22 protein-coding genes are annotated in these 21,909 nt (G+C 73.4%); 6 read left to right on the top strand and 16 right to left on the bottom strand.

Annotated features, from left to right (window positions below; all coding sequences use genetic code 11):
• Positions 1 to 4: 4 nt before the first annotated feature.
• On the bottom strand, positions 5 to 1,474 hold the full coding sequence (locus ALMP_RS06980) for a PLP-dependent aminotransferase family protein (protein ID WP_264925352.1): 1,470 nt from the start codon (positions 1,472 to 1,474) through the stop codon (positions 5 to 7).
• Between ALMP_RS06980 and ALMP_RS06975 the strand changes: the two genes are divergently transcribed.
• A complete protein-coding gene (locus ALMP_RS06975) occupies positions 1,473 to 2,387 on the top strand; it encodes a DMT family transporter (protein WP_264925351.1) in 915 nt (304 codons plus the stop codon). The genes ALMP_RS06980 and ALMP_RS06975 overlap by 2 nt on opposite strands.
• A 65-nt stretch (positions 2,388 to 2,452) precedes the next feature.
• On the top strand, positions 2,453 to 2,659 hold the full coding sequence (locus ALMP_RS06970; protein ID WP_264925350.1) for a DUF1918 domain-containing protein: 207 nt from the start codon (positions 2,453 to 2,455) through the stop codon (positions 2,657 to 2,659).
• A gap of 1 nt (position 2,660) precedes the next feature.
• Here the strand turns inward: ALMP_RS06970 and ALMP_RS06965 are convergent, their stop codons facing one another.
• Positions 2,661 to 3,917 carry a glycoside hydrolase family 10 protein gene (locus ALMP_RS06965; protein WP_264925349.1) on the bottom strand — a complete coding sequence of 419 codons (1,257 nt, stop codon included), beginning with the start codon at positions 3,915 to 3,917 and terminating at the stop codon, positions 2,661 to 2,663.
• A gap of 179 nt (positions 3,918 to 4,096) precedes the next feature.
• Between ALMP_RS06965 and ALMP_RS06960 the strand changes: the two genes are divergently transcribed.
• Positions 4,097 to 4,957, top strand: a complete 861-nt coding sequence (locus ALMP_RS06960) for a 3-hydroxybutyryl-CoA dehydrogenase (protein WP_264925348.1) — start codon at positions 4,097 to 4,099, stop codon at positions 4,955 to 4,957.
• A gap of 183 nt (positions 4,958 to 5,140) precedes the next feature.
• A complete protein-coding gene (locus tag ALMP_RS06955; protein ID WP_264925347.1) occupies positions 5,141 to 5,398 on the top strand; it encodes a hypothetical protein in 258 nt (85 codons plus the stop codon).
• A 15-nt stretch (positions 5,399 to 5,413) separates the two neighbouring features.
• Here ALMP_RS06955 and ALMP_RS06950 read toward each other — a convergent pair whose 3' ends face one another.
• The 10 genes from ALMP_RS06950 to infC form a co-directional block, all read right to left on the bottom strand.
• Positions 5,414 to 5,959, bottom strand: a complete 546-nt coding sequence (locus ALMP_RS06950) for an NUDIX hydrolase (RefSeq protein WP_264925346.1) — start codon at positions 5,957 to 5,959, stop codon at positions 5,414 to 5,416.
• 63 nt (positions 5,960 to 6,022) lie between these two features.
• Entirely contained in the window at positions 6,023 to 7,363 is a 1,341-nt protein-coding gene (locus ALMP_RS06945; RefSeq protein ID WP_264925345.1) for a transcriptional regulator, read from the bottom strand.
• Positions 7,364 to 7,503: 140 nt separating this feature from the next.
• A complete protein-coding gene (locus tag ALMP_RS06940) occupies positions 7,504 to 8,565 on the bottom strand; it encodes a PP2C family protein-serine/threonine phosphatase (protein ID WP_264925344.1) in 1,062 nt (353 codons plus the stop codon).
• Positions 8,566 to 8,781: 216 nt separating this feature from the next.
• Complete coding sequence (pheT, locus tag ALMP_RS06935; protein WP_264925343.1) at positions 8,782 to 11,304, bottom strand: phenylalanine--tRNA ligase subunit beta; 2,523 nt, start codon at positions 11,302 to 11,304, stop codon at positions 8,782 to 8,784.
• Positions 11,304 to 12,425 (bottom strand): phenylalanine--tRNA ligase subunit alpha, encoded by a 1,122-nt coding sequence (gene pheS, locus ALMP_RS06930; RefSeq protein ID WP_264925342.1) that lies wholly within the window; start codon positions 12,423 to 12,425, stop codon positions 11,304 to 11,306. The genes pheT and pheS overlap by 1 nt, the downstream gene beginning before the upstream one ends.
• A 149-nt stretch (positions 12,426 to 12,574) precedes the next feature.
• Positions 12,575 to 13,723 carry an ATP-binding protein gene (locus tag ALMP_RS06925; RefSeq protein WP_264925341.1) on the bottom strand — a complete coding sequence of 383 codons (1,149 nt, stop codon included), beginning with the start codon at positions 13,721 to 13,723 and terminating at the stop codon, positions 12,575 to 12,577.
• 48 nt (positions 13,724 to 13,771) lie between these two features.
• The gene (locus tag ALMP_RS06920; RefSeq protein ID WP_264925340.1) at positions 13,772 to 14,620 is read right to left on the bottom strand and encodes an RNA methyltransferase; all 849 of its coding nucleotides are present in this window, start codon (positions 14,618 to 14,620) and stop codon (positions 13,772 to 13,774) included.
• 112 nt (positions 14,621 to 14,732) lie between these two features.
• Positions 14,733 to 15,116, bottom strand: coding sequence for a 50S ribosomal protein L20 (rplT, locus tag ALMP_RS06915; RefSeq protein ID WP_264925339.1), 384 nt, complete (start codon positions 15,114 to 15,116; stop codon positions 14,733 to 14,735).
• Positions 15,117 to 15,214: 98 nt separating this feature from the next.
• Positions 15,215 to 15,409 carry a 50S ribosomal protein L35 gene (gene rpmI / locus ALMP_RS06910; protein ID WP_007829094.1) on the bottom strand — a complete coding sequence of 65 codons (195 nt, stop codon included), beginning with the start codon at positions 15,407 to 15,409 and terminating at the stop codon, positions 15,215 to 15,217.
• A 113-nt stretch (positions 15,410 to 15,522) separates the two neighbouring features.
• Positions 15,523 to 16,161, bottom strand: a complete 639-nt coding sequence (gene infC / locus ALMP_RS06905) for a translation initiation factor IF-3 (RefSeq protein WP_264925374.1) — start codon at positions 16,159 to 16,161, stop codon at positions 15,523 to 15,525.
• Positions 16,162 to 16,554: 393 nt separating this feature from the next.
• Here infC and ALMP_RS06900 point away from each other — a divergent pair, with 393 nt between their 5' ends.
• Positions 16,555 to 16,941 (top strand): DUF1844 domain-containing protein, encoded by a 387-nt coding sequence (locus ALMP_RS06900; RefSeq protein ID WP_264925335.1) that lies wholly within the window; start codon positions 16,555 to 16,557, stop codon positions 16,939 to 16,941.
• Positions 16,942 to 16,948: 7 nt separating this feature from the next.
• Here the strand turns inward: ALMP_RS06900 and ALMP_RS06895 are convergent, their stop codons facing one another.
• Complete coding sequence (locus tag ALMP_RS06895; RefSeq protein WP_264925334.1) at positions 16,949 to 17,680, bottom strand: SseB family protein; 732 nt, start codon at positions 17,678 to 17,680, stop codon at positions 16,949 to 16,951.
• A 67-nt stretch (positions 17,681 to 17,747) separates the two neighbouring features.
• Positions 17,748 to 17,915 (bottom strand): hypothetical protein, encoded by a 168-nt coding sequence (locus tag ALMP_RS44340; RefSeq protein WP_375803448.1) that lies wholly within the window; start codon positions 17,913 to 17,915, stop codon positions 17,748 to 17,750.
• Positions 17,916 to 17,925: 10 nt separating this feature from the next.
• Here ALMP_RS44340 and ALMP_RS06890 point away from each other — a divergent pair, with 10 nt between their 5' ends.
• Entirely contained in the window at positions 17,926 to 18,672 is a 747-nt protein-coding gene (locus tag ALMP_RS06890) for a serine hydrolase (protein ID WP_375803447.1), read from the top strand.
• A 4-nt stretch (positions 18,673 to 18,676) separates the two neighbouring features.
• Here the strand turns inward: ALMP_RS06890 and mycP are convergent, their stop codons facing one another.
• Together mycP and ALMP_RS06880 are read right to left on the bottom strand one after the other, a co-directional pair.
• A complete protein-coding gene (mycP, locus tag ALMP_RS06885; protein ID WP_264925333.1) occupies positions 18,677 to 19,885 on the bottom strand; it encodes a type VII secretion-associated serine protease mycosin in 1,209 nt (402 codons plus the stop codon).
• Positions 19,882 to 21,909 (bottom strand): hypothetical protein (locus ALMP_RS06880; protein ID WP_264925332.1); only part of this gene is annotated, 2,028 nt, incomplete at its 5' end. The genes ALMP_RS06880 and mycP, both read right to left, overlap by 4 nt.

Raw genomic sequence — 21,909 nt, 5'->3', positions numbered from 1 at the left:
AGGCTCACAGATCGGGTACCGGGTGTCGAACGGATTCCCCGATCACCTCGTCGCACGCCGCCCGCAGCCGCCGTACGCCCTCCGCGATCTCCTCCGTCCCGGCGACCGCCGCGAAGCTCAACCGGACGTGGGCGGCCGGTGGTTCGGCGCTGAAGTACGGGCGGCCGGGGGTGAGGGCGACGCCCGCCCGCAGGGCCGCGGCCGTGAGCGCGCCCTCGTCCGTGCCGTCGGGCAGGCGCAGCCACAGGTGGTAGCCGCCGGACGGGACGTGCGGCAGGGCGAGTTCGGGCAGCCGCAGCGCGAGCGCGGCGGTCATCGCGTCCCGCCGGGCCCGCAACTCGGCGGCGATCGCCCGCAGATGGCGCGGCCAGGCGGGCGAGCCGACGAGTTCGAGCGCGGCCTCCTGGAGCGGGCGGGGCACGAAGAAGGTGTCGACGACCTGGATGGCGCGCAGCCGTTCCAGGACCGGGCCGCGGGCGGCGAGCGCGCTCACCCGGAAGCTCGGGGAGGTCGCCTTGGTGAGCGAGCCGACGTGGACGACGACGCCGTCGGGGTCGTCGGCGGCGAGCGGGCGCGGCAACGGCCCGGCGTCCTCGTGCGCGAGCCGGCGCACGAAGTCGTCCTCGACGACGAAGGCGCCCGCCTCGCGCGCGATGCGCAGCACCTCGCCGCGCCGGGCGGGGGCGAGGACGGCGCCGGTCGGGTTCTGGAACAGCGGCTGGCAGACGAAGACCCGGGCGCCGGTCGCCCGGAACGCGTCGGCGAGCAGCTCCGGTTTCACCCCGTCCCGGTCGACCGGCACCGGTACGGGGCGCAGCCCCGCCGAGCGGGCGATCGCCAGCATGCCCGGGTAGGTGGGCGACTCGACGAGGACCGGCGCGCCCGGCGGGGCCAGGGCGCGCAGGGCGGTGGTGAGCGCCGTCTGTCCGCCCGCGCTGACCAGCACCTCGGCCGCGCCGACCGAGCCGCCGAGGGAGCGGGCGAACCACTCGCGCAGCTCCGGCAGCCCTTCCATCGGCGGGCGGCCCCAGGCGCCGGGGCGCCGCCCGGCCCGCGCGAGGGCCGCGGACATCGCCCGCTCGGGCTGGAGGGAGGGGTGCAGATAGCCGCCGTTGAACTCGATGACGCCGGGCGGCGGCGCGGCCAGCGAGACGGTGACCCCGGAGGCGTCCACCGAGCGCGGGACGAGGTCGGCGGCCCCGTCCGCGCTGAGCGCCACCTCCTGCCAGGAGGTGTCCCCCTCGCGGGCCGCGACGGTGCGCGAGGGACGGGCCCGGAAGGCCCCGGCGCCGGGCCGGGTGACGACCAGCCCCTCCGCGGCCAGGTGCGCCAGGGCCCGCGAGACGGTCACCGGACTCACCCGGAACCGCTCGACGAGGGCCCGGCTCGACGGGAGCTTCTCACCCGGAGAGTAGCGGTCGAGCTCACGCCGCAGCTGTTCCACCAGTTCACCCACGCTGCTACGCTCATGCATGAAGACACAGAGTAGCGCTATCGCTCAGCCTGCGATAGCGGTGAGCGCCCCGTCGGCCCGCGGGTTCGGCACCCTCCAGGCCGCCCTCGGGGTCGTGGCCTTCTCGCTCACCTTCCCCGCCACCGCCTGGGGCCTGGAGGGCTTCGGGCCCTGGTCGCTGGTGGCCGTGCGCAGCGTCCTGGCCGCCCTGATCGCGGGCGGCTGTCTGCTCGCCGTGGGGGCGCGTCTGCCGGCCCGGCGGCACTGGCCGGGGCTCGCCGTGGTCGCCGCCGGAGTCGTGGTCGGCTTCCCGATGCTCACCACGCTCGCCCTGCGGACCTCCACCACCGCGCACGCCGCCGTCGTGGTCGGCCTGCTGCCGCTGACCACGGCTGCGCTGTCCGCCCTGCGTGTCGGCTCCCGCCCCTCCCGCACCTTCTGGACGGCGGCGCTGGCGGGGGCCGGGGCGGTGGCGGCGTTCACCGTGCAGCAGAGCGGCGGGACCCTGACGACGGCCGACCTGTACCTGTTCGGGGCGCTGCTGGTGTGCGCGGCCGGCTACACCGAGGGCGGGAGGCTCGCCCGGGTCATGCCGGGCTGGCAGGTGATCGGCTGGGCGCTGGTGCTGTGCCTGCCGCTCACCGTGCCCGCCGCCGCGGTCGCGCTCGCCCATGAGCCGGTCCGGCTGACCGCGCACAGCGTGGCCGGGCTGCTGTGGGTCGCGGCCGGTTCGCAGTTCCTCGGCCTGGTCGTCTGGTACCGGGGCATGGCGGCCATCGGCATCCCGAAGGCCAGCCAGTTGCAGTTGGCGCAGCCCCTGCTCACACTGGTGTGGTCGGTGCTGCTGCTGGGCGAGCGCCTGACACCCGCCGCCCCGCTGACGGCAGCGGCCGTCCTGGTCTGCATCGCCGTCACCCAGCGGGCGCGTGGCTGAGCGGGCCTCACTGGACTCAAGGCCACGGACCGCTGCTCCCGTACATGGTGAGGAGGCCCCCGAAGATGCGTGCAACCGTCGGCGACCAGCTTGTGCAGCACGGCAGGGTGGTCGGCCAACACGACAAGGTCGGCGAGATCGTCGAAGTACTCGGTCAGGAGGGCAATCCCCCGTACCGCGTCCGCTTCGAGGACGGGCACGAGGGACTGTGCTCGCCCGGTCCCGACACCGAGATCCGCCACAAGGAGACCGGCCCGTCGAGGGGACGGTAGATCAGCGCGGTGGACTCGCCGGCCGCTGGTAGTGGTCGGCGACCACCCGCGCCATCGCCCCGATCCGGTCCGCCGTCACGTCCTTGGCGGCGAAGAAGACATGTCCGCGCACCTCGGGATGGCCGGCGGCCAGGGTCAGGTGCCGGGACAGCTCGGCCGGGTCCTGCCAGGCGGCCGGCTGTGCCGGATCCCCCGCCTTGTACAGCGCCTCCCCGAGGTACAGCTTCGTCCTGCTGCCCCGGGCGACCTCCGCCCACCAGGGCACGAGCCTGGCGTAGTCGGCGGCGGACAGGCCGATGTTCCAGTACAGCTGCGGGACGATGTAGTCGATCCACTCCTCCCGCACCCACTTACGGGTGTCGGCGTGGATGGCGTCGTACGACTGGAGCGCCTGGGTGTCCGAGCCGCGCGGGTCGGTGGCGGCGTTGCGCCACACCCCGAACGGGCTGATGCCGAACTGCGTGCCCGGCCGCACCGCCCTGATCCGCGCCGCCGTCTCCCGCACCAGCCGGTCGATGTTGTCGCGCCGCCAGGCGGCCCGGTTGGGGAAGGCGCCGCCGTACCGGTCGTAGGCCGCGTCGTCGTCGAAGGTCTGCCCGGCCACCGGGTACGGATAGAAGTAGTCGTCGAAGTGCACGGCGTCCACCGGGTACGCCCGTACCGCGTCCAGCATCGCGTCCTGCACGAACGCGCGGACCTCCGGCAGCCCGGGGTTGTAGTACAGCTTCCCGGCGTACGGCACCACCCAGTCGGGGTGCCGGCGCGCGGGGTGGGAGGCGACGAGCCTCGTCGGATCGTCGTGGATGGCGACCCGGTACGGGTTGAACCAGGCGTGCAGCTGGAGCCCGCGCGCGTGGGCCTCCGCGACGGCCGTGCCCAGCGGGTCCCAGCCGGGCGCCCGGCCCTGGATGCCGGTGAGGACCTGCGACCAGGGCTCGTACGGCGAGGGCCACAGGGCGTCGGCCGTGGGCCGCACCTGGAAGATCACCGTGTTCAGGCGGTTGCGGACCGCCAGGTCCAGCCGGTCGATCAGCTCGGCGCGCTGCTGCTCGGCGCTCAGGCCCGGGCGGGAGGGCCAGTCGCGATTGGCCACCGTCGCGAGCCACAGCCCGCGCATCTCGGTCGTGGCCCGGCGCGGGTGCTCCCCGAGCGGTGCCGCCGCCCCGCGCGGGTGCTCCCCGTGCGGGGCCGCCGCACCCGTCGTCGTGAACGCCGACAGCGCGGCCAGCGCGAACGCCCGCCGAGTCAGTCGCCCCATCGCCACATCCCCACACACCGTGGATCCGCTCGGTCACGGATCGTCTTCGCGCCCCAGCATGCCCCCACCCCGGCGATCGATCATCGATACTTGCTAGTAACGTGCACGTTCGGAGCAGGCCGACCGGGACCCGGCAGACCTGACACAGCCATCGCCAGACAGCGCAGGAAAGGGACGATGTGACCGACATCGAACGCGTGGGAGTCGTGGGCTGCGGCCAGATGGGGGCGGGCATCGCCGAGGTCTGCGCCCGCGCCGGACTGGACGTCAAGGTCGCCGAGACCACCGGCGAGGCCCTGGAGATCGGCCGCACCCGGCTGTTCAACTCCCTCGCCAAGGCCGCCGAGCGCGGCAAGATCACCGAGGAGGAGCGGGACGCCACGCAGGCGCGGCTGAGCTTCACCACCGACCTCGGCGAGTTCGCCGACCGCGATCTGGTCATCGAGGCCGTCGTGGAGAACGAGCAGGTCAAGACGGAGATCTTCCAGGTCCTGGACCAGGTCGTGACCCGCGCGGACGCGATCCTCGCCTCCAACACCTCCTCCATCCCGCTGGTGAAGCTCGCGGTCGCCACCTCGCGGCCCGACCAGGTCGTCGGCATCCACTTCTTCAACCCGGCCCCGGTGCAGAAGCTCGTCGAGCTGATCCCGGCGCTGACCACCTCCGAGGGCACGCTCGGCCGGGCGCAGCTGTTCACCGAGAAGGTGCTGGGCAAGCACGCCATCCGCGCCCAGGACCGCTCCGGCTTCGTCGTGAACGCGCTGCTGATCCCGTACCTGCTCTCCGCGATCCGGATGTTCGAGACCGGCATCGCCAGCCGCGAGGACATCGACAACGGCATGGAGATGGGCTGCGCCCACCCCATGGGCCCGCTGAAGCTGTCCGACCTCATCGGCCTGGACACGGTCGCGTCGGTCGCGCAGTCGATGTACGACGAGTACAAGGAGCCCCTGTACGCCGCTCCCCCGCTGCTCCAGCGCATGGTCGACGCGGGCCGGCTCGGCCGCAAGACCGGCTCCGGCTTCTACACCTACGGCTGATCACCCCCGGTGACCCGTACGGGCCCGGCGCTCCTCGGAGTGCCGGGCCCGCGCCGTTCACACGCCGTGTGCGCGTCGGACCCGCATATGCCGCGCGCACACTCTCCCCTCCGGTCCACCGGGCGGGTTCACTCACCATGCGCACGCAAGGGATGTGAGACGACCACGGAAAGGAGCGGACACGTGACCGCCGATCCCGAGCATCCCGTCGTCCAAGGAGAACTCGCGGAGTTACGGCGCCGGCTCGACGTGGCGTACGCCCGCGTCGAGGGCGGCCTCGCTCTGCTGACACACCGCACGGAGGAGACCGCCAAGGAGGTCGACGAACTGAGCACCCGGATCGTCACCCTGGAGCACGCCCGCTGGCCGCTGCCGTCTATCGCGGCGCTCACGGCCGTCGGCGCCCTGGTGGTGACGCTCTGGCAGGTCTTCGGACGCTGAGCCCTCCGCGACGCCTCAGGGTGTGCTGTCCTGGCCCAGCCTGAGGTGGTGCAGCAGCAGTAACGCGGCCGCCATGTTGGCGGCCGGGACCTCCCCCCGGGCGACCAGGTCCGGGACGAGTTCGAGGGGGACCCACTCCCGGCGGTCCGACTCGAAGTCGTCCACGGGGTGCCCGACGTACTCGCCCTCGTCGGCCCAGTAGATGTGGTGCACGGCGTCGGTGAGACCGTTGGACGGTTCCACGCTCGTCAGGTGGTGCAGGGGTCCCGGTCGCCAGCCGGTCTCCTCCTCCAGCTCCCGGGCGGCCGCGTCGGCGACGTCCTCGCCGTCCTCGACGACGCCGGCCGCGAGTTCCCACCCCCAGCTGTCGGTGATGAAGCGGTGCCGCCACAGGAGCAGGACCTCGTTGGCCGCGTTCACCACCGTCGCCACGGCGACGGGCCTCAGCCGTATGAGGAAGTGGTCGAGGTGCCGGCCGTCCGGCAGCTCGACATCCGCGAGGTTGACGCTGAACCAGCGGTTCTCATAGACAGTTCGTTCGTTCTGCTTCGTCCACTGCACGGTTCTGCCACCTTCCGTCGAGTAAGGGGCAATATCGCAGCAGGGACTGTGCACCGCGGGTGACTAGAGCGGTACGCGCAGGGCCCCGTCGATGAGTTCGGCCGCTTCGGACGTGCCCGCGCAGCCGTTGCGCACGAGGTGTTCGCGCACCGCCCGCAGTCTGTCCCGCAGGCGCTGCGACTCCATTCCACGGGCCTGTTCGGCCATCCGCACGGCGGTGACCACCGCCCGGTCGGCGTTGCCCTGGCGCAGTTCGATCGTGCTGAGCATGGCGAGCCGGTGCACCCGGCCGCGATCGTGGGCGGGCGTGTCCACGGCGGCCGCGGCGTGCTCGGCGGCGGCCGTGAGGTCGCCGAGGTTGAGCAGCGCCTCCGCCACCTGGACGTTGACCAGGCCGGGCTGGACATAGCCGGTCTCGTCGGGTTCCCGGCCGCGCCGGATCCGGTCGGCGGCCGTCTCGGCGCGCCGGATGCACGACAGGGCGCTGCTGCCGTCGCCGAGGTGGGCGTACGCCTTGGCCTGCATCGCGTACAGGTCGGAGGCGAGGGCGGGCGTGATGTGCTTGCCCGCGGTGCGCAGCGCGGCCTCCGCGAAGGCCACGGCCTGCCGGTACTCCCGCATGAACAGCGACTGGTTGACCAGCAGCGCGATGACGTAGGCGCCGAGCCCCCGGTCACCGCTGGCCTTGGCCAGCCGCAGCGCCTGGTGGAAGTAGCGCTGGGCGAGGCCGTGCGCGTCCGAGTCGTACGCGCAGATGCCGGCGATCGCCACCAACCCGCCGGTGGCCCGGTGCAGTTGACGGCCGGTCGCGTCGGTGTAGCCGCCGCGCAGCAGCGGTGCCGCCTCGGCGTTGAGGAAGCCCACGATGCGACTGCGGGTCGCCACCCCGCCGGCCTTGCGGTACATCTGCTCGTAGTGGGTGCGGGCGGCGCGCAGCATCTCGATGTCGGCGGGCGTGACCCGGTGCCGGCCGCCGCGGGAGACGTCGACGTCCTCGGGCGGGTTCTCCCACTCCCACACCGGCATCACCGCGGGTGTGCCGGTGACCGCCGGTGCGCCGAGGAGGTGCGGCCGCTGCTGCTCGTCCGAGCGCCACAGGGCGGTGGCCCGCTCGACGAACCCGGACAGGGAGGTGCCGTGCGAGGCCGACGGCTCGCCCGGGACGCCGAGGCCGATGTCGTCGAGGGTGACCGGCCGGTGCAGACGGGCGGCGAGCACCTCGCAGATGAGGTCGGGCACCTGACCGCGCGGCCGCTGCCCCTTCAGCCAGCGGGCGACGGCGGTGTGCTCGTAGCGCAGGGCGAGTCCGCGGGCGCGTCCGGCCTGGTTGACGTGGGCGGCCAGACCCGCGTGCGAGATCCCCGCCTCGTCCAGGATCGCGTCGAGCAGTGTGTTGGGCTGCATGAGTGCCCCCCGGTGGCTCCGTGCGGTCAGAGTAGTGGGAGCGGCTTCACACGGGGTGTGAAGCGAGTGCGCGTATCCGTACCGTGTGCGCGCTGTTGCGGAGGGTTTCCGACCGGTTGACTGAAATGCCTCGAAAGAGGTCAGCCGGGCCGCCGGCTCCCCCTCGTACAGCGGCGGCCCGGCGGGGCGCTCGGTGTGAGCCGACGGGGACGGGCGTTCTCCAGCACCAGCAGCGCCACGTCGTCGGTCGGGTGGCCCCCGGTGTGACGCAGGAGTGAGCTCTGCACCGTGCGCAGGATCTGTTGCGGGGAGACCGGGTGGTCGTGGAGGGCCTTCTCCAGGGCGGCCGTGAGGGAGAAGAACCGGCCCCTGGCGTCCCTGGCGTCCTCGGCGCCGTCCGTGTAGAGGACCAGGGCCTCCGCGGGGAGCAGCGGGCCGCAGCGCGTGGCCGGCAGCGGACCGGTCGGCAGGGGGAACGGGCCGAGCGGCGGCAGCGGATCCGCGCGGGCCAGCGACCGCACGGCCCGGCCCCTGCTGAGCAGGTAGGGCCAGGGGTGCCCGCAGTTCAGGGCGGTGATCTCGCCGTCCCGGCCGATCTCCAGCAGCAGGAGGGTGACGAACTCCTCGGCGACCGGGGCGTCGGGGGTGCGGCCGCTCGTGGGGTGTTCCTCGCGGTGCCGTTCACGCAGGTGGCGGGCGAGGGCCCGGTCCAGCCGGCGCAGCAGCCGGTCGAGGTCGGGCTCGTCGTGCGCCGCCTCGCGGAAGCTGCCGAGGAGCGCGGCGACGGTACCGAGGGCGGGCAGTCCGTGCCCGCGCACATCGCCCATCACCACCCGTACGCCGTGCTCGGTGGCGATGACCTCGTACAGGTCGCCGCCGACGGTGGCGCCGCGGTCCGCGGAGAGCTGGGCGGCGGCAACGCCGAGGCCGTCCACGTGCGGCGGCAGCGGCCGCAGCAGCACGTTCTGGGCGGCCGTGGCGATCCGGCGGGCCTGTCGCAGCTCCCGCAGCAGCCGCTGCCGGACGTGCAGGATCAGCCCGGTGCCGACGGCGAAGAAAACGAAGCTGGTGACGATCCTGGCGCCCCACCCGTCCTGCTGGGCGAGCGGGCAGGCCAGCTTGTAGGCGATCGCCACGGCGCCCCAGGCCGTGGGCAACCCCAGTGAGAGGGCCCGGCGCAGCGGCCGCCTGATGCCGAACATGTCGATGGCCCCCCATCTAGGCCCTGACCGCGCAGACAGACCGGCCTCGAAAGGCCGGTCCGATTCTGTCGACGTCCTGGCCCGCGGGGACCGGATCACCGGAAGAACTCACCCTATTGAGTGAGGTGACCGCTATGCCCCGGACGGGGCACGGGGAACCGCGCGATCAGCCACGACAACGCCGCGGCCGGACCTCCACGCGGTCCCCCGCCATGACTAGCCGCGCAGGACCGCCCCGGTCCGCTCGCCCGCGAGGGCGACCGCCGCGTCCCGGGCCGCCGAGGCCTCGTCGACCGTCAGCGTGCGGTCCCCGGCGCGGAAGCGCAGGGCGTACGCCAGCGACTTGCGCCCGTCGCCGAGCTGCTCGTCGTTCTCGTACACGTCGAACAGCCGGATGCCCTCCAGCAGCTCGCCCGCGCCCTCGCGCAGCGCGGCCTCGACCTCGGTGTGCGGGACGAACTTGTCGACGACGAGGGCGACGTCCTGCGTGGCCACCGGGAAGGTGGAGATGCTCGGCGCCTGCGGGGTGTCGTCGCCGACCGCCTCCAGGACGTCGAGGTTCAGCTCCATCGCGCAGCTGCGCGCGGGCAGACCCAGGGCCTTCACCACGCGCGGGTGCAGCTCGCCCGCGTGGCCGACGACCCGCTCGGCGCCGTCCACGACGACGACCAGCTCGGCGCAGCGGCCCGGGTGCCACGGCCCGTACTGGCCCTTGCGCACGATCAGCTCGGCACCGGCCTCCCGGGCGACCGCACGGCCCGCCTCGACGGCGTCGGCCCAGTCGGCCGGCCGGCCCTTGCCCCACCAGCCGGCCTGCTCGCGGGCGCCCGCGAGGACGACGGCGACATGGCGCGGCTGCTCGGGCAGCACGGCGTCGAGCGCCGCGAGTTCCTCCGCGGTGGGCCGCCGGTCGACCGGCGGATGACCGGCGGCGCGCCGCTCCTCGCGCGGGTGGAACACCAGCCCGGTCTCGAACAGGGCGAGGTCATGGCCGCCCCGCCCGTCGTTGCGGCGCAGCGCACCGAGCAGGCCCGGCAGCAGCGACGTACGGAGGGCGGGCTCCTCGTCGTTGAGCGGGTTCGCCAGCTTCACCACACGGCGGGCCGGGTCGTCGGCCTCCAGCAGCAGCTGGTCGAAGACCTGCTCGCTGACGAAGGGGTAGTTCGGCGCCTCGACGTAGCCGGCGCCGGCCAGGGCCCGGCCGACCCGGCGGTGCAGCCGCTGCCGGTGGGTGAGGCCGCGGCCCGAGGGGAGCTTGGGCAGCGTGGAGGGCAGGTTCTCGTAGCCCTCCAGGCGGATGACCTCCTCCGCGAGGTCGTTGGCCTCGGCGAGGTCGGGCCGCCAGGACGGCACGGTGACGATCAGCTCGTCCTGCCCGTACACGTCGCAGCCGATCTCCTGGAGTCGCCGTACGACGGTCTCGCGGCCGTAGGTGACGCCCGCGACCTTGTCCGGGTGGTCGGCCGGGACGGTGATGGTGTGCGGCGCGGACGGCGCGATGACCTCGGTGACGCCGGCCTCGGCGGTGCCGCCCGCGAGCAGCACCAGCAGGTCGACCGTGCGCTGCGCGGCGGCCGCGGCGGCCTGCGGGTCGACGCCGCGCTCGAAGCGGCGGGACGCCTCGGAGGACAGCTTGTGCCGGCGGGCCGTACGGGCGATGGAGACGGCGTCGAAGTGGGCGGCCTCGATCACCACGTCGGTGGTGGCGTTCTCCGCGCCCTCGGTGTCGTCGTGGTCGGCGATCTCGGTGTCGGCGCCGCCCATGACCCCGGCGAGGCCGATGGGCCCACGCTCGTCGGTGATCACGAGGTCCTCGGCGTGCAGCTTGCGCTCGACGCCGTCGAGGGTGACGATCTTCTCGCCCTCGGCGGCCCGGCGCACGCCGATGGTGCCCTGGACCAGCGTGCGGTCGTAGGCGTGCAGGGGCTGGCCCAGCTCCATCATCACGTAGTTGGTGACGTCGACGGCGAGCGAGATCGGGCGCATGCCGACCTTCTGGAGCCGGCGCTTCAGCCAGATCGGGGAGCGCGCCTCGGGGCTCAGACCGGTGACGGTGCGGGCGGTGAAGCGGTCGCAGCCGATGGGCTCGGAGACCTGGACCGGGTAGCCGAAGGCGTTCGGGCCGGGCACGTCGAGCAGGGCCGGGTCGCGCAGCGGCAGGCCGTAGGCGATGGCGGTCTCGCGGGCGACGCCGCGGATGGACAGGCAGTCGCCGCGGTTGGCGGTGACGGCGATGTCCAGGACCTCGTCGACCAGTTCCAGCAGCTCGATGGCGTCCTTGCCGACCTCGGTCTCCGGCGGCAGCACGATGATGCCCTTGGTGCCGTCGTCGCCCATGCCCAGCTCGTCGCTGGAGCAGATCATGCCGTGGGAGGTCTTGCCGTAGGTCTTGCGCGCGGAGATCGAGAAGCCGCCGGGCAGCGTGGCGCCCGGGAGGACCACGACGACCTTGTCGCCGACGGAGAAGTTGCGGGCGCCGCAGACGATCTCCTGGGGCTCGCCGGTGCCGTTGGCCTGGCCGACGTCGACGGTGCAGAAGCGGATCGGCTTCTTGAAGCCCTCCAGCTCCTCGATGGTGAGGACCTGGCCGACGACCAGCGGGCCCTTGAGGTCGGCGCCGAGGTGCTCGACGGTCTCGACCTCCAGACCGGCGGAAATGAGCTTGGCCTGGACGTCGCGGCCGGTCTCGGTGGCCGGCAGGTCGACGTACTCCCGCAGCCAAGAAAGCGGGACCCGCATCAGATCTCCATCCCGAACGGCCGGGTGAACCGGACGTCACCCTCGACCATGTCTCGCATGTCTTCGACGTTGTGGCGGAACATCAGCATCCGCTCGATGCCGAACCCGAAAGCGAAGCCGCTGTACTTCTCCGGGTCGACGCCGCAGGCGGTCAGCACCTTGGGGTTGACCATGCCGCAGCCGCCGAGCTCGATCCAGCCCTCGCTGGAGCAGGTGCGGCAGGGCCGGTCGGGGTTGCCGACGGACTCGCCGCGGCAGACGTAGCACACCATGTCCATCTCGGCGGACGGCTCGGTGAAGGGGAAGAAGTTCGGCCGCAGCCGCGTCTTCATGCCCTCGCCGAACAGCGCCTGGACCATGTGGTCGAGGGTGCCCTTGAGGTCGGCCATGGTCAGGCCCTCGTCGACGGCGAGCAGCTCGACCTGGTGGAAGACCGGCGTGTGCGTGGCGTCCAGCTCGTCGGTGCGGTACACGCGGCCGGGGCAGATCACGTACACCGGCAGCTCGCGGTCGAGCAGGGAGCGGATCTGCACGGGCGAGGTGTGGGTGCGCAGCACGACGCCGGAGTCGCTGCCGCCGTCCGGGGCCTGGACGAAGAAGGTGTCGGCCTCGCCGCGGGCCGGGTGGTCCGGGCCGATGTTGAGGGCGTCGAAGTTGAACCACTCGGCCTCGACCTGCGGGCCCTCGGCGACCTCGTAGCCCATGGCGACGAAGACGTCCTCGATGCGCTCGGAGAGCGTCGTGAGCGGGTGGCGGGCGCCGGCCGGTACGCGGTCGTACGGCAGGGTGACGTCCACCGCCTCCTCGACCAGCACGCGCGCGTCGCGCTCGGCCTCCAGTTCGGCCTGGCGGCCCGCGAGGGCCTTGTTCACCGCGCCGCGGGCCTGGCCGACGAGCTTGCCGGCGGCGGCCTTGGCGTGCGGGGGCAGGGCGCCGATCTCGCGGTTGGCCAGCGCCAGCGGGGAGGTGCCGCCGGTGTGGGCGACCTTGGCCTCCTGGAGCGCGTCGAGGGAGTCCGCGGCGGCGAAGGCGGCGAGCGCCTCGTCCCGCATGCGCTCGATCTCTTCCGGTTTCAACGCCTCGACCTCGACAGGGTCGTACGACTTATTGGGTGCCGACATCTCTTCCCGTGCTTCCGATTGGCTGGCGGATGGTCCCCGTGACCGGCTCTGAGTCGCTCGGTGGGCCGTATGCAGGACACAAAGGTGCCAAAGGCCGAGTCTAACGGGGTGAAGGAATACGGATGCGCCCGCGGGCTGTCCGGGCCGATCTACGAGAGATACGCCGGGGCCCCCACGGGCAGCGTAAATCGGAACTGCGCGCCGCCCGCGGGGGCGCGCCCGACCGTGATGGTGCCGCCGTGGGCCTCGACGATGCCCTTGACGATGTACAGCCCAAGGCCCGTGCCGCCGCGCTTGCTGCCCCGCCAGAAGCGGGTGAAGACGCGGTTCATGGACTCCTCCGGGATGCCGGTGCCCTCGTCGCTCACGATGACCGACGTGGCCGCGTGCTCCCCGTCCTCGCCTTCGCGCGGGGACGGGGCGGGCGTGATGTCGATGGTGACGGTTCCCTCGCCGTGGCGCACCGCATTTTCGATGAGGTTGCTCAGCACCTGGTCGACCTTGTCGGGGTCGGCCCACAGGGCGGGCAGCGGCTGCTCGATGCGCAGCAGGAACCGGTCGGCGGGCTGTCCGGCGGCGACGTAGGCCTGGATGTGACGGCCGACGGCGGCGCCTATGTCGACGGGCTGGCGGCGCAGCTCCAGCCGCCCGGAGTCGATCCGGGAGATGTCCAGCAGTTCGGCGATGAGCCGGGTGACGCGGTCGGCGTCGGCGTCGACCGTCTCCAGCATCAGCCGCTTCTGGTCGTCGGTGAAGCGCGACCACTTGGCGAGGAGGGTGGCGGTGAAGCCCTTGACGGAGGTGAGCGGGGAACGCAGCTCGTGGGCGACGGTGGCGATCAGCTCGGCGTGGCTGCGTTCGGTGCGGCGGCGGGCCTCGGTGTCCCGCAGGGAGACGACGACGCGGCGTACGGGGCCGGTGGGCTCGCTGCGGACGTACCGCGCCGACACGAGGACTTCCCGTCCGCCCGGCAGGAGCAGGTTGCGCTCGGGCTGGCGGACCCGGATGGCGAGCCCGCCGTACGGGTCGGTCAGCTGCCACCAGCGGCGGCCTTCCAGGTCCTCTAACGGCAGGGCCTTCTCCAGCCGCTGTCCGAGGGCGTCGGCGGCGGGGACGGCGGTGATGCGCTCGGCGGCGGCGTTGAAGCAGACGACGTGTCCGTGCTCGTCGGCGACGACCAGCCCGTCGGGCAGGTCGTCGGGGTCGATGCCGAGTTCGGTGAGGTCACCGGCCGGTCGGGCTGCGGGCGGGCGCCTCGCCGTACCGGCTCCCCGTGCGCTGCTCGTACCGACACTCATCCCCGTACCCCACCTCCACAGACGAGGGCCCCCGAGCTGGTCACCCTACTAGCTGTCGGTGACGGAGCGGCACCCTCCGGGGGCGCGCTGTGCACGGGCCGACGCATAGAGACATACGGCCGCGGCGGTGGCCAGGTTCAGGCTCTCGGCTTTTCCGTGCAGGGGGACGCGGACGACGGCGTCGGCGAGCTCGCGGGTCTCCTCCGGCAGCCCCCAGGCCTCGTTCCCGAACACCCACGCGGTGGGTCCGCCCATGGTGCCCTTGTCGAGTTCCTCGTCGAGGTCGTGCCGCCCGGCGCCGTCGGCGGCGAGGATCCGCACCCCGGCGTCCTTGAGCCCTTCCACCGCGCGCTCGACGGGGACGCCGACGGCGACGGGCAGGTGGAAGAGGGAGCCGACGGAGGCGCGTACGGCCTTGGGGTTGTACAGGTCGACGGAGGCGTCGGTGAGGACGACGGCCTCGGCGCCGGCGGCGTCCGCGCACCGCAGCACGGTGCCGGCGTTGCCGGGGTCACGGACGTGCGCGAGGACGGCGACGAGCCGGGGGCGGGCGGCGAGGATGTCGTCGAAGGGCGTGTCGAGGAACCGGCAGACGCCGACCAGGCCCTGCGGGGTGACGGTGGTGGAGATGTCCTCGATGACCTCTTCGGCGGCGAGGTGGACGCGGGCGCCGGCGGTGCGGGCCTCGCCGATGATGTCGGCGTAGCGCTCCGCGGCCTCCACCGTGGTGAACAGCTCCACCAGCGTGTTCCCGTGCCCGGCGGCCTCCCGTACGGCCTGCGGCCCTTCCGCCAGGAACAGCCGCTCCTTCCCCCGGAAGTTCCGCCTGGCGAGCCGCCGGGCGGCGGTGACGCGGGGGGAGCGGGGGGAGATGAGGTCGGGAGTGGCGGGGGGCATCCTCTTCACTTTCAGGAGCGGAGTGGTTCGTGACGGGACACAGCAACAGGACCCGCAGGCTTCTGCGAGCCTGCGGGTCCCTCGGTCACGTCGGCCTAGAGCCGAGGTGGTGTCACGCCGCCTTCGGGGCGTTGACGTCGCTCGGCAGCGCCTTCTGGGCGGCCTCGACGAGCGCGGCGAACGCGGTCGCGTCGTTGACGGCCAGCTCGGCCAGGATCTTGCGGTCGACCTCGATGTTCGCGGCCTTCAGACCCTGGATGAAGCGGTTGTACGTCATGCCGTTGGCGCGGGCAGCGGCGTTGATGCGCTGGATCCACAGCTGACGGAAGTCGCCCTTGCGCTTCTTGCGGTCGTTGTAGTTGTAGACCAGCGAGTGGGTGACCTGCTCCTTGGCCTTGCGGTACAGGCGCGAACGCTGACCGCGGTAGCCGGAGGCCTGCTCGAGGATCGCCCGGCGCTTCTTGTGGGCGTTGACTGCCCGCTTGACGCGTGCCACTTGTTAACTCCTTGTAGCGGGGTCGTGGGTGTCCTCACACGACCCGGAAACGATTGGGTCCCGGTCAGAGATCAGGCGCGAGACGCTCGCGCCCGATGTCACTTGCCGAGAAGCTTCTTGATCTTCTTGGCGTCGCCCGGGGCCATCTCGGCGTTGCCGGTGAGGCGACGCGTCAGACGGGACGACTTGTGCTCGAGCAGGTGGCGCTTGCCGGCGCGCTCACGGAGCACCTTGCCGGAGCCGGTGACCTTGAAGCGCTTGCTGGCACCGCTGTGCGACTTGTTCTTCGGCATAGCGCCGTTCTCTCCTCGTCGGTGGCGCTCCGGTGCCCGGTCCGAAAACCGGGCACGGATGGAGCGTCGTTGTTTCGGTTGGCATCCAGGGGACTGGCGCCCCCACGGATGGATCACGCCTCGGCAGGCTCCTCGGCCGGCGTCTCGGCGGCGGCAGGGTCCTGCGAGCGGCCGGGGTGGGCCTTCGCTTCGGCCTTGCGGGCCTCCTGCGCCTGACGGGCCTCGGCCATCGCCTCGGTCTTCTTCTTGTGCGGACCGAGAACCATGATCATGTTGCGGCCGTCCTGCTTCGGGTTCGACTCGACGAACCCGAGGTCCTGGACGTCCTCCGCGAGACGCTGCAGCAGTCGGTAGCCCAGCTCGGGCCGGGACTGCTCACGACCGCGGAACATGATCGTGATCTTGACCTTGTCGCCCTGCTTGAGGAACCGGACGACGTGACCCTTCTTGGTGTCGTAGTCGTGCGGGTCGATCTTCGGCCGGAGCTTCATCTCCTTGATGACCGTGTGCGCCTGGTTCTTGCGCGCCTCACGGGCCTTCATGGCCGACTCGTACTTGAACTTCCCGTAGTCCATGAGCTTGCAGACCGGCGGGCGGGCGTTCGCCGCGACCTCGACCAGGTCCAGGTCGTACTCCTGCGCAAGCTCCAGTGCCTTCGCGAGCGGCACGATGCCGACCTGCTCGCCACTGGGACCGACAAGTCGCACCTCGGGAACGCGAATCCGGTCGTTGATGCGGGGCTCGGCGCTGATGGATCCTCCTCGGTAGCACCACGCGGCGGTCTGGCGGACGGCCGCGTAACGTCTTGTGTCGTTAGACCTATAACCACGCCGAGACAGAAAAAATGCCCCGAACGATCACAGGCGGGGCTCCAAGCACTACCGGAGCACCGCCGCGAGGATCGCGGGGCGCGCTACCGGGCGACTCCATCGTCCGTACGGAACGATGGTGGTCGCCTGACCGGGGTGACCCGCCGTCCCGGAGGGCGGTCGGGTGGGAGTTCGGAGCCTCCACTTGTGGGCCGGACACAGTCATGTCCAGCCGGTCGTTACACAAGGCTAGCAGTTCAGGGACACGTGCGCTAATCCGGTGTCTCCCGCCTCCTGCTGTCAAGGGGGCGTGGACCGGGCCCTATCGTGTTCTGCATGAGTGAGACCTCCCCCTCGGACAGCCCCGAGACGCCCGGCGGCGCCGACTTCGACGAGATGACCCGCGACATCGCCGAGGTCCCGGCGGTCGAGGTGATCGTGACGGTCGCCGTCAATCTGATGAGCGCCGCCGCCGTGAAGCTCGGCCTGGCCCCCCATGAAGGGGAGGGCGACAAGTACAAGGACCTGGACGAGGCCCGCAAGCTGGTGACCGCGCTGGCCGGTCTGCTGGACGCCAGCGCGACCGAGATCAGCTCGTTCCACGCGGCGCCGCTGCGCGACGGCCTGAAGTCGCTCCAGCTGGCGTTCCGCGAGGCGTCGATCGTCCCGGACGAGCCGGGCCAGGGGCCGGGCGAGAAGTACACGGGCCCGGTCTACGGCTAGACCCCGCTCATCCGCGTACGTACAAGGGCTCGCCCGGAGGCGTCGTCCCGGCCGGCAGCAGTGCCAGGTCGAGGCCGCGCACCAGGCGGGCCCGCAGTGTCTCGTCGGCGGCCAGGCGCCGGGCCACGGCCTGGGCGGCCTCGGCGGGCGCGGCGGCCGGGTCCAGGACCAGGGCGAGGGTGCCGTCGGCCTGCCCGGGCCCGAGGTGGGCGCTCAGGACGGCGGGTTCGGCGGCCACCGCCTCCCGGACCGCCGCGCGGACGGCCGGGTCGGTGAGCGGGTCGGTGGTGGTGCGGCCCTCGGCGAGCGCGAGCAGGGCCGGGCCCGTCAGCTCGAAGGCGACCGGTCCGGCCAGGTCGAGGACGACCGTGTCGGCCTTCTCGTGCGCGGCGGCCTGGAGGGCCTGGTGCAGGGGGACTGCGACGGGGCGGGCGGCGGGGTCCCAGCGGGCTAGGGACTCGGTGGAGGTGAAGGCGGGCAGCGCCGTGCGGCCGCCGGCCTTGAGCGTCGGGACGGCCATGTCGCTGGTCTTCTCGCGGCGCAGCCCGTTCTCGTCCTCCTCGACCTCCCCCAGGACGGCCACCACGGGTACCAGCAGCCGGGCGCCCTCGAGGGCTTCCAGCACGGGCCCCACGGCGGTGCGGTCCTCGGCCCAGGCGGCGAGCGCGGCGCTCAGCCGGGGGTCGGCGGAGCCGTCGTCGTCGGAGAAGCCGGGGTCGGGAATGTTCTTGTTCGCCACGGTCACCGACCCTATCGGGGGGATGGGGCCGGGCTTGTGCGGGGCCGGAATCACGCCTTCACGGTGTTCACGGACGCTCGTCCGGCCCGGCGCCGCCCCCTTGTGTGCTCTGCGTCGCCGTCCTCGGCGTCACGGCGGCCGGAACCGTCTGGGTGCGGGCATGGGCGCACTCCCGCGCGGACGCCCTATCGTCGTCGGCGGCGCCGTCGTCCCCGGCGTCGGTGTCGGTGAGCATGGAGGCGTCGGTGGAACCCGTGGCCGAGGCGGAGCCCGAGGTGGATCACGGCGCGTCGCCGGCGGCGGCGGTGCCGGTGCCGGTGCCGGACGGCGCTCGGGTCTCCGTGGCCGTGCTGGACATCGGGTCCGGGGAGAGCGCCGGGTACGGCTCGGGCGTCTTCGACACGGCGAGCATCGTCAAGGTGGACATCCTGGCGGCGTTGCTGCTCCAGGCGCAGGACGAGGGCCGGCGGCTGACCGCGCGGGAGGAGGCGTACGCCGCCGTGATGATCCGCAGCAGCGACAACGACGCGGCGACGGCGCTGTGGAAGGCCATCGGCGGGGCCGACGGGCTGGACGCGGCGAACGCGCGGTTCGGGCTGACGGACACCGTGGGCGGCGACGGCGGGCTCTGGGGGCTGACACGGACGACGGCCGCCGACCAGCTGACCCTGCTGCGGCAGGTCTTCGGGGACGACTCGCAGCTCGACGAGGCCTCCCGGACCTACGTCCAGGGGCTGATGGGGGAGATAGCCGCCGGTCAGCGGTGGGGGGTCTCGGCCGCCGCCGACGGCACGGCGTGGGCCCTCAAGAACGGGTGGCTGCCGCGCGGCACGACCGGTCTGTGGGACGTCAACAGCATCGGCCGGGTGACCGTCGGTGGGCGGGTCCTTCTGGTGGCCGTGGTGTCGGACGGCAACGCGGCACTGGCGGCGGGCATCGCGCTCGTCGAGGCGGCGGCGAAGGCGGCCGTGTCGGCGTTCACGGCGTCCTGAGGGGCTACAGGCCGTCGTACGGTTCGTGCTCGCGGCGGCGGCCCTGCCACAGGACGACGGCGGCCACCAGCAGCACTCCCCCGGTGCCGCCGGCGAGCGGGCCGGCCCAGTTCGACGCGTCGTCGTCGGTCTTCGGCGCGTCGGGGCCGGGGCCGAAGTACCGCCGGCCGTAGGCCGTCGACCGAAGGCCCTCGGGTTTCAGGCCGGCGGCGGCCTCGATGGCGGCGGCCGGGTCGATGAAGCCGAAGCCCCGGGAGTCGTCGCGGCCACCGTCCGGGGAGTTGCGGGCGGTGTCCTCCAGGAGCTTCTTGATCTGCGCGGGGGTCAGTCCGGGGTGGGCGGCCTTGACGAGGGCGACGGCGCCGGAGACGAACGCGGCGGCGGCGGAGGTGCCCCAGCCCTCGTAGTACTTGTGGTCGGGGTCGGCGATGACGACGTCCACGCCGGGCGCGCTGACCGTGGCGTACCAGCGGCGGGTGGAGAAGGAGGCGCGGGTGCCGTAGCGGTCGACGGCGGTCACGGCGATGACGCCGGGGTAGGCGGCCGGGTAGGAGATGTGGTCGCCCTTCTCGCCGCCGTTGCCGGCCGAGGCGACGACGACGGCGCCCTTCTTCAGCGCGTACTGGACGGCCTCGTCCTCGGCGGGCTCGGGGTGGGCGGAGGCGGAGTCGTCGCCGAGGGAGAGGTTGATGACGTCGGCGCCCTGGTCGGCGGCCCAGCGGATGCCCTCGGCGAGGGCGTTGCCGCGGGTGTTGCGGGCCTTGGTGCGCTGCGGGTCGCCGTCCTCGAGGATGACGCGGACGGGGAGGATCTTCGCCTCGGGGGCGATGCCCAGGACGCCGTCGGCGTTGCCCTCGCCGTGTCCGTGGCCGGCGATGATGCCGGCCATCGCGGTGCCGTGTCGGGCCCAGGCGCGGTCGCCGGGCTCGGCGCCGAAGCCGACCATGTCCCTGCCGTTCAGGACGTTGCCGGCCAGGTCCGGGTGGTCGGCCTCGACGCCGGTGTCGAGGACGGCGACGGTGATGCCCGCGCCCTTGGTGATCTCCCAGGCCTCGTCGGTGTGCAGTGCCTCCAGCGCCCACTGCTTGGCGCGGATGCCGTCCGCGTACGCGGGAGCGGCGGGCAGCAGGGCGACGGAGGCGGCGAGCAGGCAGCACAGCAGTCCGGCCCGGCGGGTGGGGGTACGGCGGGACGGCGTCCGGCGGCTGCTCATGAGGGCTGCTCCGAGGGCGAGGCGGCGGTCCTGCGCAGGCTGCGTTCGATGCGGTCGGCGAGGCCCTTCGCCTCGTTGCCCAGGCCGGCCTGGGCGGGGGCCGTGGTGGCGCCGGACGCGGTGGCCTCGGCGGCCGGCTGCGGGGTGGCGACGCGGCGGCCGTCGGCCCAGCCGGAGACCGCGTAGACGACGACGGGCGCGTCGGTGAGGACGGAGATCGTCCACGAGGCGCGCTGCCGGTCGCCGAAGGCGGCGGCGACGGTGCCCCGCGCGGCGTAGGGGCGGGGCATCAGGTCGGTGCGGCGGGCCAGGCCCTCCTTGTCGAAGCGGGTGTCGAGCGCCCGCATGCCGTCCGCGTCGGCCGTGGTGAACAGCAGGCCGACGGTGGTGACGTAGCTCTGCGTGGCGTCGGTGTACGTGGCCCGCAGCAGGCGTGCGCAGCCGACCGGGGCGAGGGCCTTGAGCAGCAGGGGGTCGAAGGCGCCGGCGCAGCCGGTGTCCGGGGCGACGGCGATCCGCGTCCAGGTCCGGTCGGCTCCGCCGGGGCCGGCGCCCTGTCCGTCCACGGTGGGCGGGAAGAGCTGATCGACGGGGACGTTGTGCCACAGGCCGCCGGCGGCGGCGTACGAGCCCGCCTCCCCGGCCTCCGCGGAGTCACCGATCAGCCAACTCCCCGTGACGGCACCGCCGATGAGCCCGAGGCCGAGCACGACACAGGCGGCCGCGGCGACGATCCGCCCCCGCCGCGCCCGGTCCCCGTACCCCTCCGGCTCCGCGAACGTCACGACCGGCCGGGTGGCCCCACCCGCACCGCCGGGCGCCATCGGCGCGCTCCAGGACAGCGCGGGGTCGGGACCGCGTGGGGCTTCCGGGGGCGGGGCGCTCGGGGCGGGCGGGACGTCGAACTCCGGGTGGCGCGCGGACGTACCGGGTGTCCAGGCCGGCCCGGCCTCCCGTTCCGTGTCCTGGGGCACCGGGGAATCGGTGCGACGCCCCGGCACGGCACTGGACAGCCCCTCCCGGGGGGACCCGCTGGGTGCCGGCGCCCAGGCACGCGGCAGCGGGCTCCACGCGACGCCGTCCTGCTCGGCACCGAGGCCTACGCCGGCCGGCGGAACGCTCTCGGGGGGCGTCGAGCCGAGACCGGACGGCCGGACGCTACCGGGAGACCTCGAGCCGAGGCCGGACGGCCGGATGCTCTCGGGGGGCGTCGCGGGCCGCGGGACGTCCGGGCGGGCGGGGCGGGGGGTGTCGGCGCCCGTGGCGCGGGAGGTGTCGACGCCCAGGAAGCGGGAGGTGTCCGTGGCCGCGGGGCGGGGAGCGTCCGAGCGGGCGGGACGGGCACGGTTCGCATCCACGGGACCGGAACCGTCCGGCCCGGCGGGACGGGGGACGGCCGAGGTGGCGCCCTCACCAAGGACGCGGGCGTTGTTCGAGTCGGCCGGGCGGGCGCCGTCCAGGCGGAAGATGCGGGAGCTGGGGCGGGGGCCGCCCGAGTCGGTGGAGTGCGGGGTCTGGGCGGCGGAGCCGGGAACACCCGGCCTGGCGGAGCCGGAGGTACCCGGCCTGGCGGAGCCGGACGTGCCTGGCCTGGCGGAGTCGGACGTGCCTGGCCTGGTGGTGCGGTCGTCGTCCCGGGCGACGGGGCGGGCGGCCGAGGAGCGGGCACCGTCCGGACCTGCGGAACGAGCCTCGCCCGAGGCCGCGGGGCCGCCCCCGGTCCTGCCCGGGAAGCCGGTGCCCGAGGCCGCGGGGCCGCCCACGGCTATGTCCTGGGGACCGGGGCCGCCCGAGGCCGGGGGACGCATGCCGCGTCGGTCGAAGAAGCCGGCGTCGGTCGCGGTCCCGGAGCGGGCGCCCTCCGCGTCCCGATCCGCGGGGCCCGTCGTCGGTGGGTTGTCCGGGAAACGGGCCGAGGCGGGGGGTGGGGGCGGGTTCATGGGGTCCGTGGGCTGGGGGGAGGACGGGGGGCGCGTCGGCTCGTCGGGCGTCGCGGCGGGGGGGTCCGGTCCGGTGCCGGACGG

The organism is Streptomyces sp. A012304 (assembly GCF_026008495.1).
In the GTDB taxonomy this organism is placed as follows: domain Bacteria; phylum Actinomycetota; class Actinomycetes; order Streptomycetales; family Streptomycetaceae; genus Streptomyces.
The sequence above is the reverse complement of the archived record's forward strand: the minus strand, read 5'-3'. Positions and strand labels throughout refer to the sequence as shown.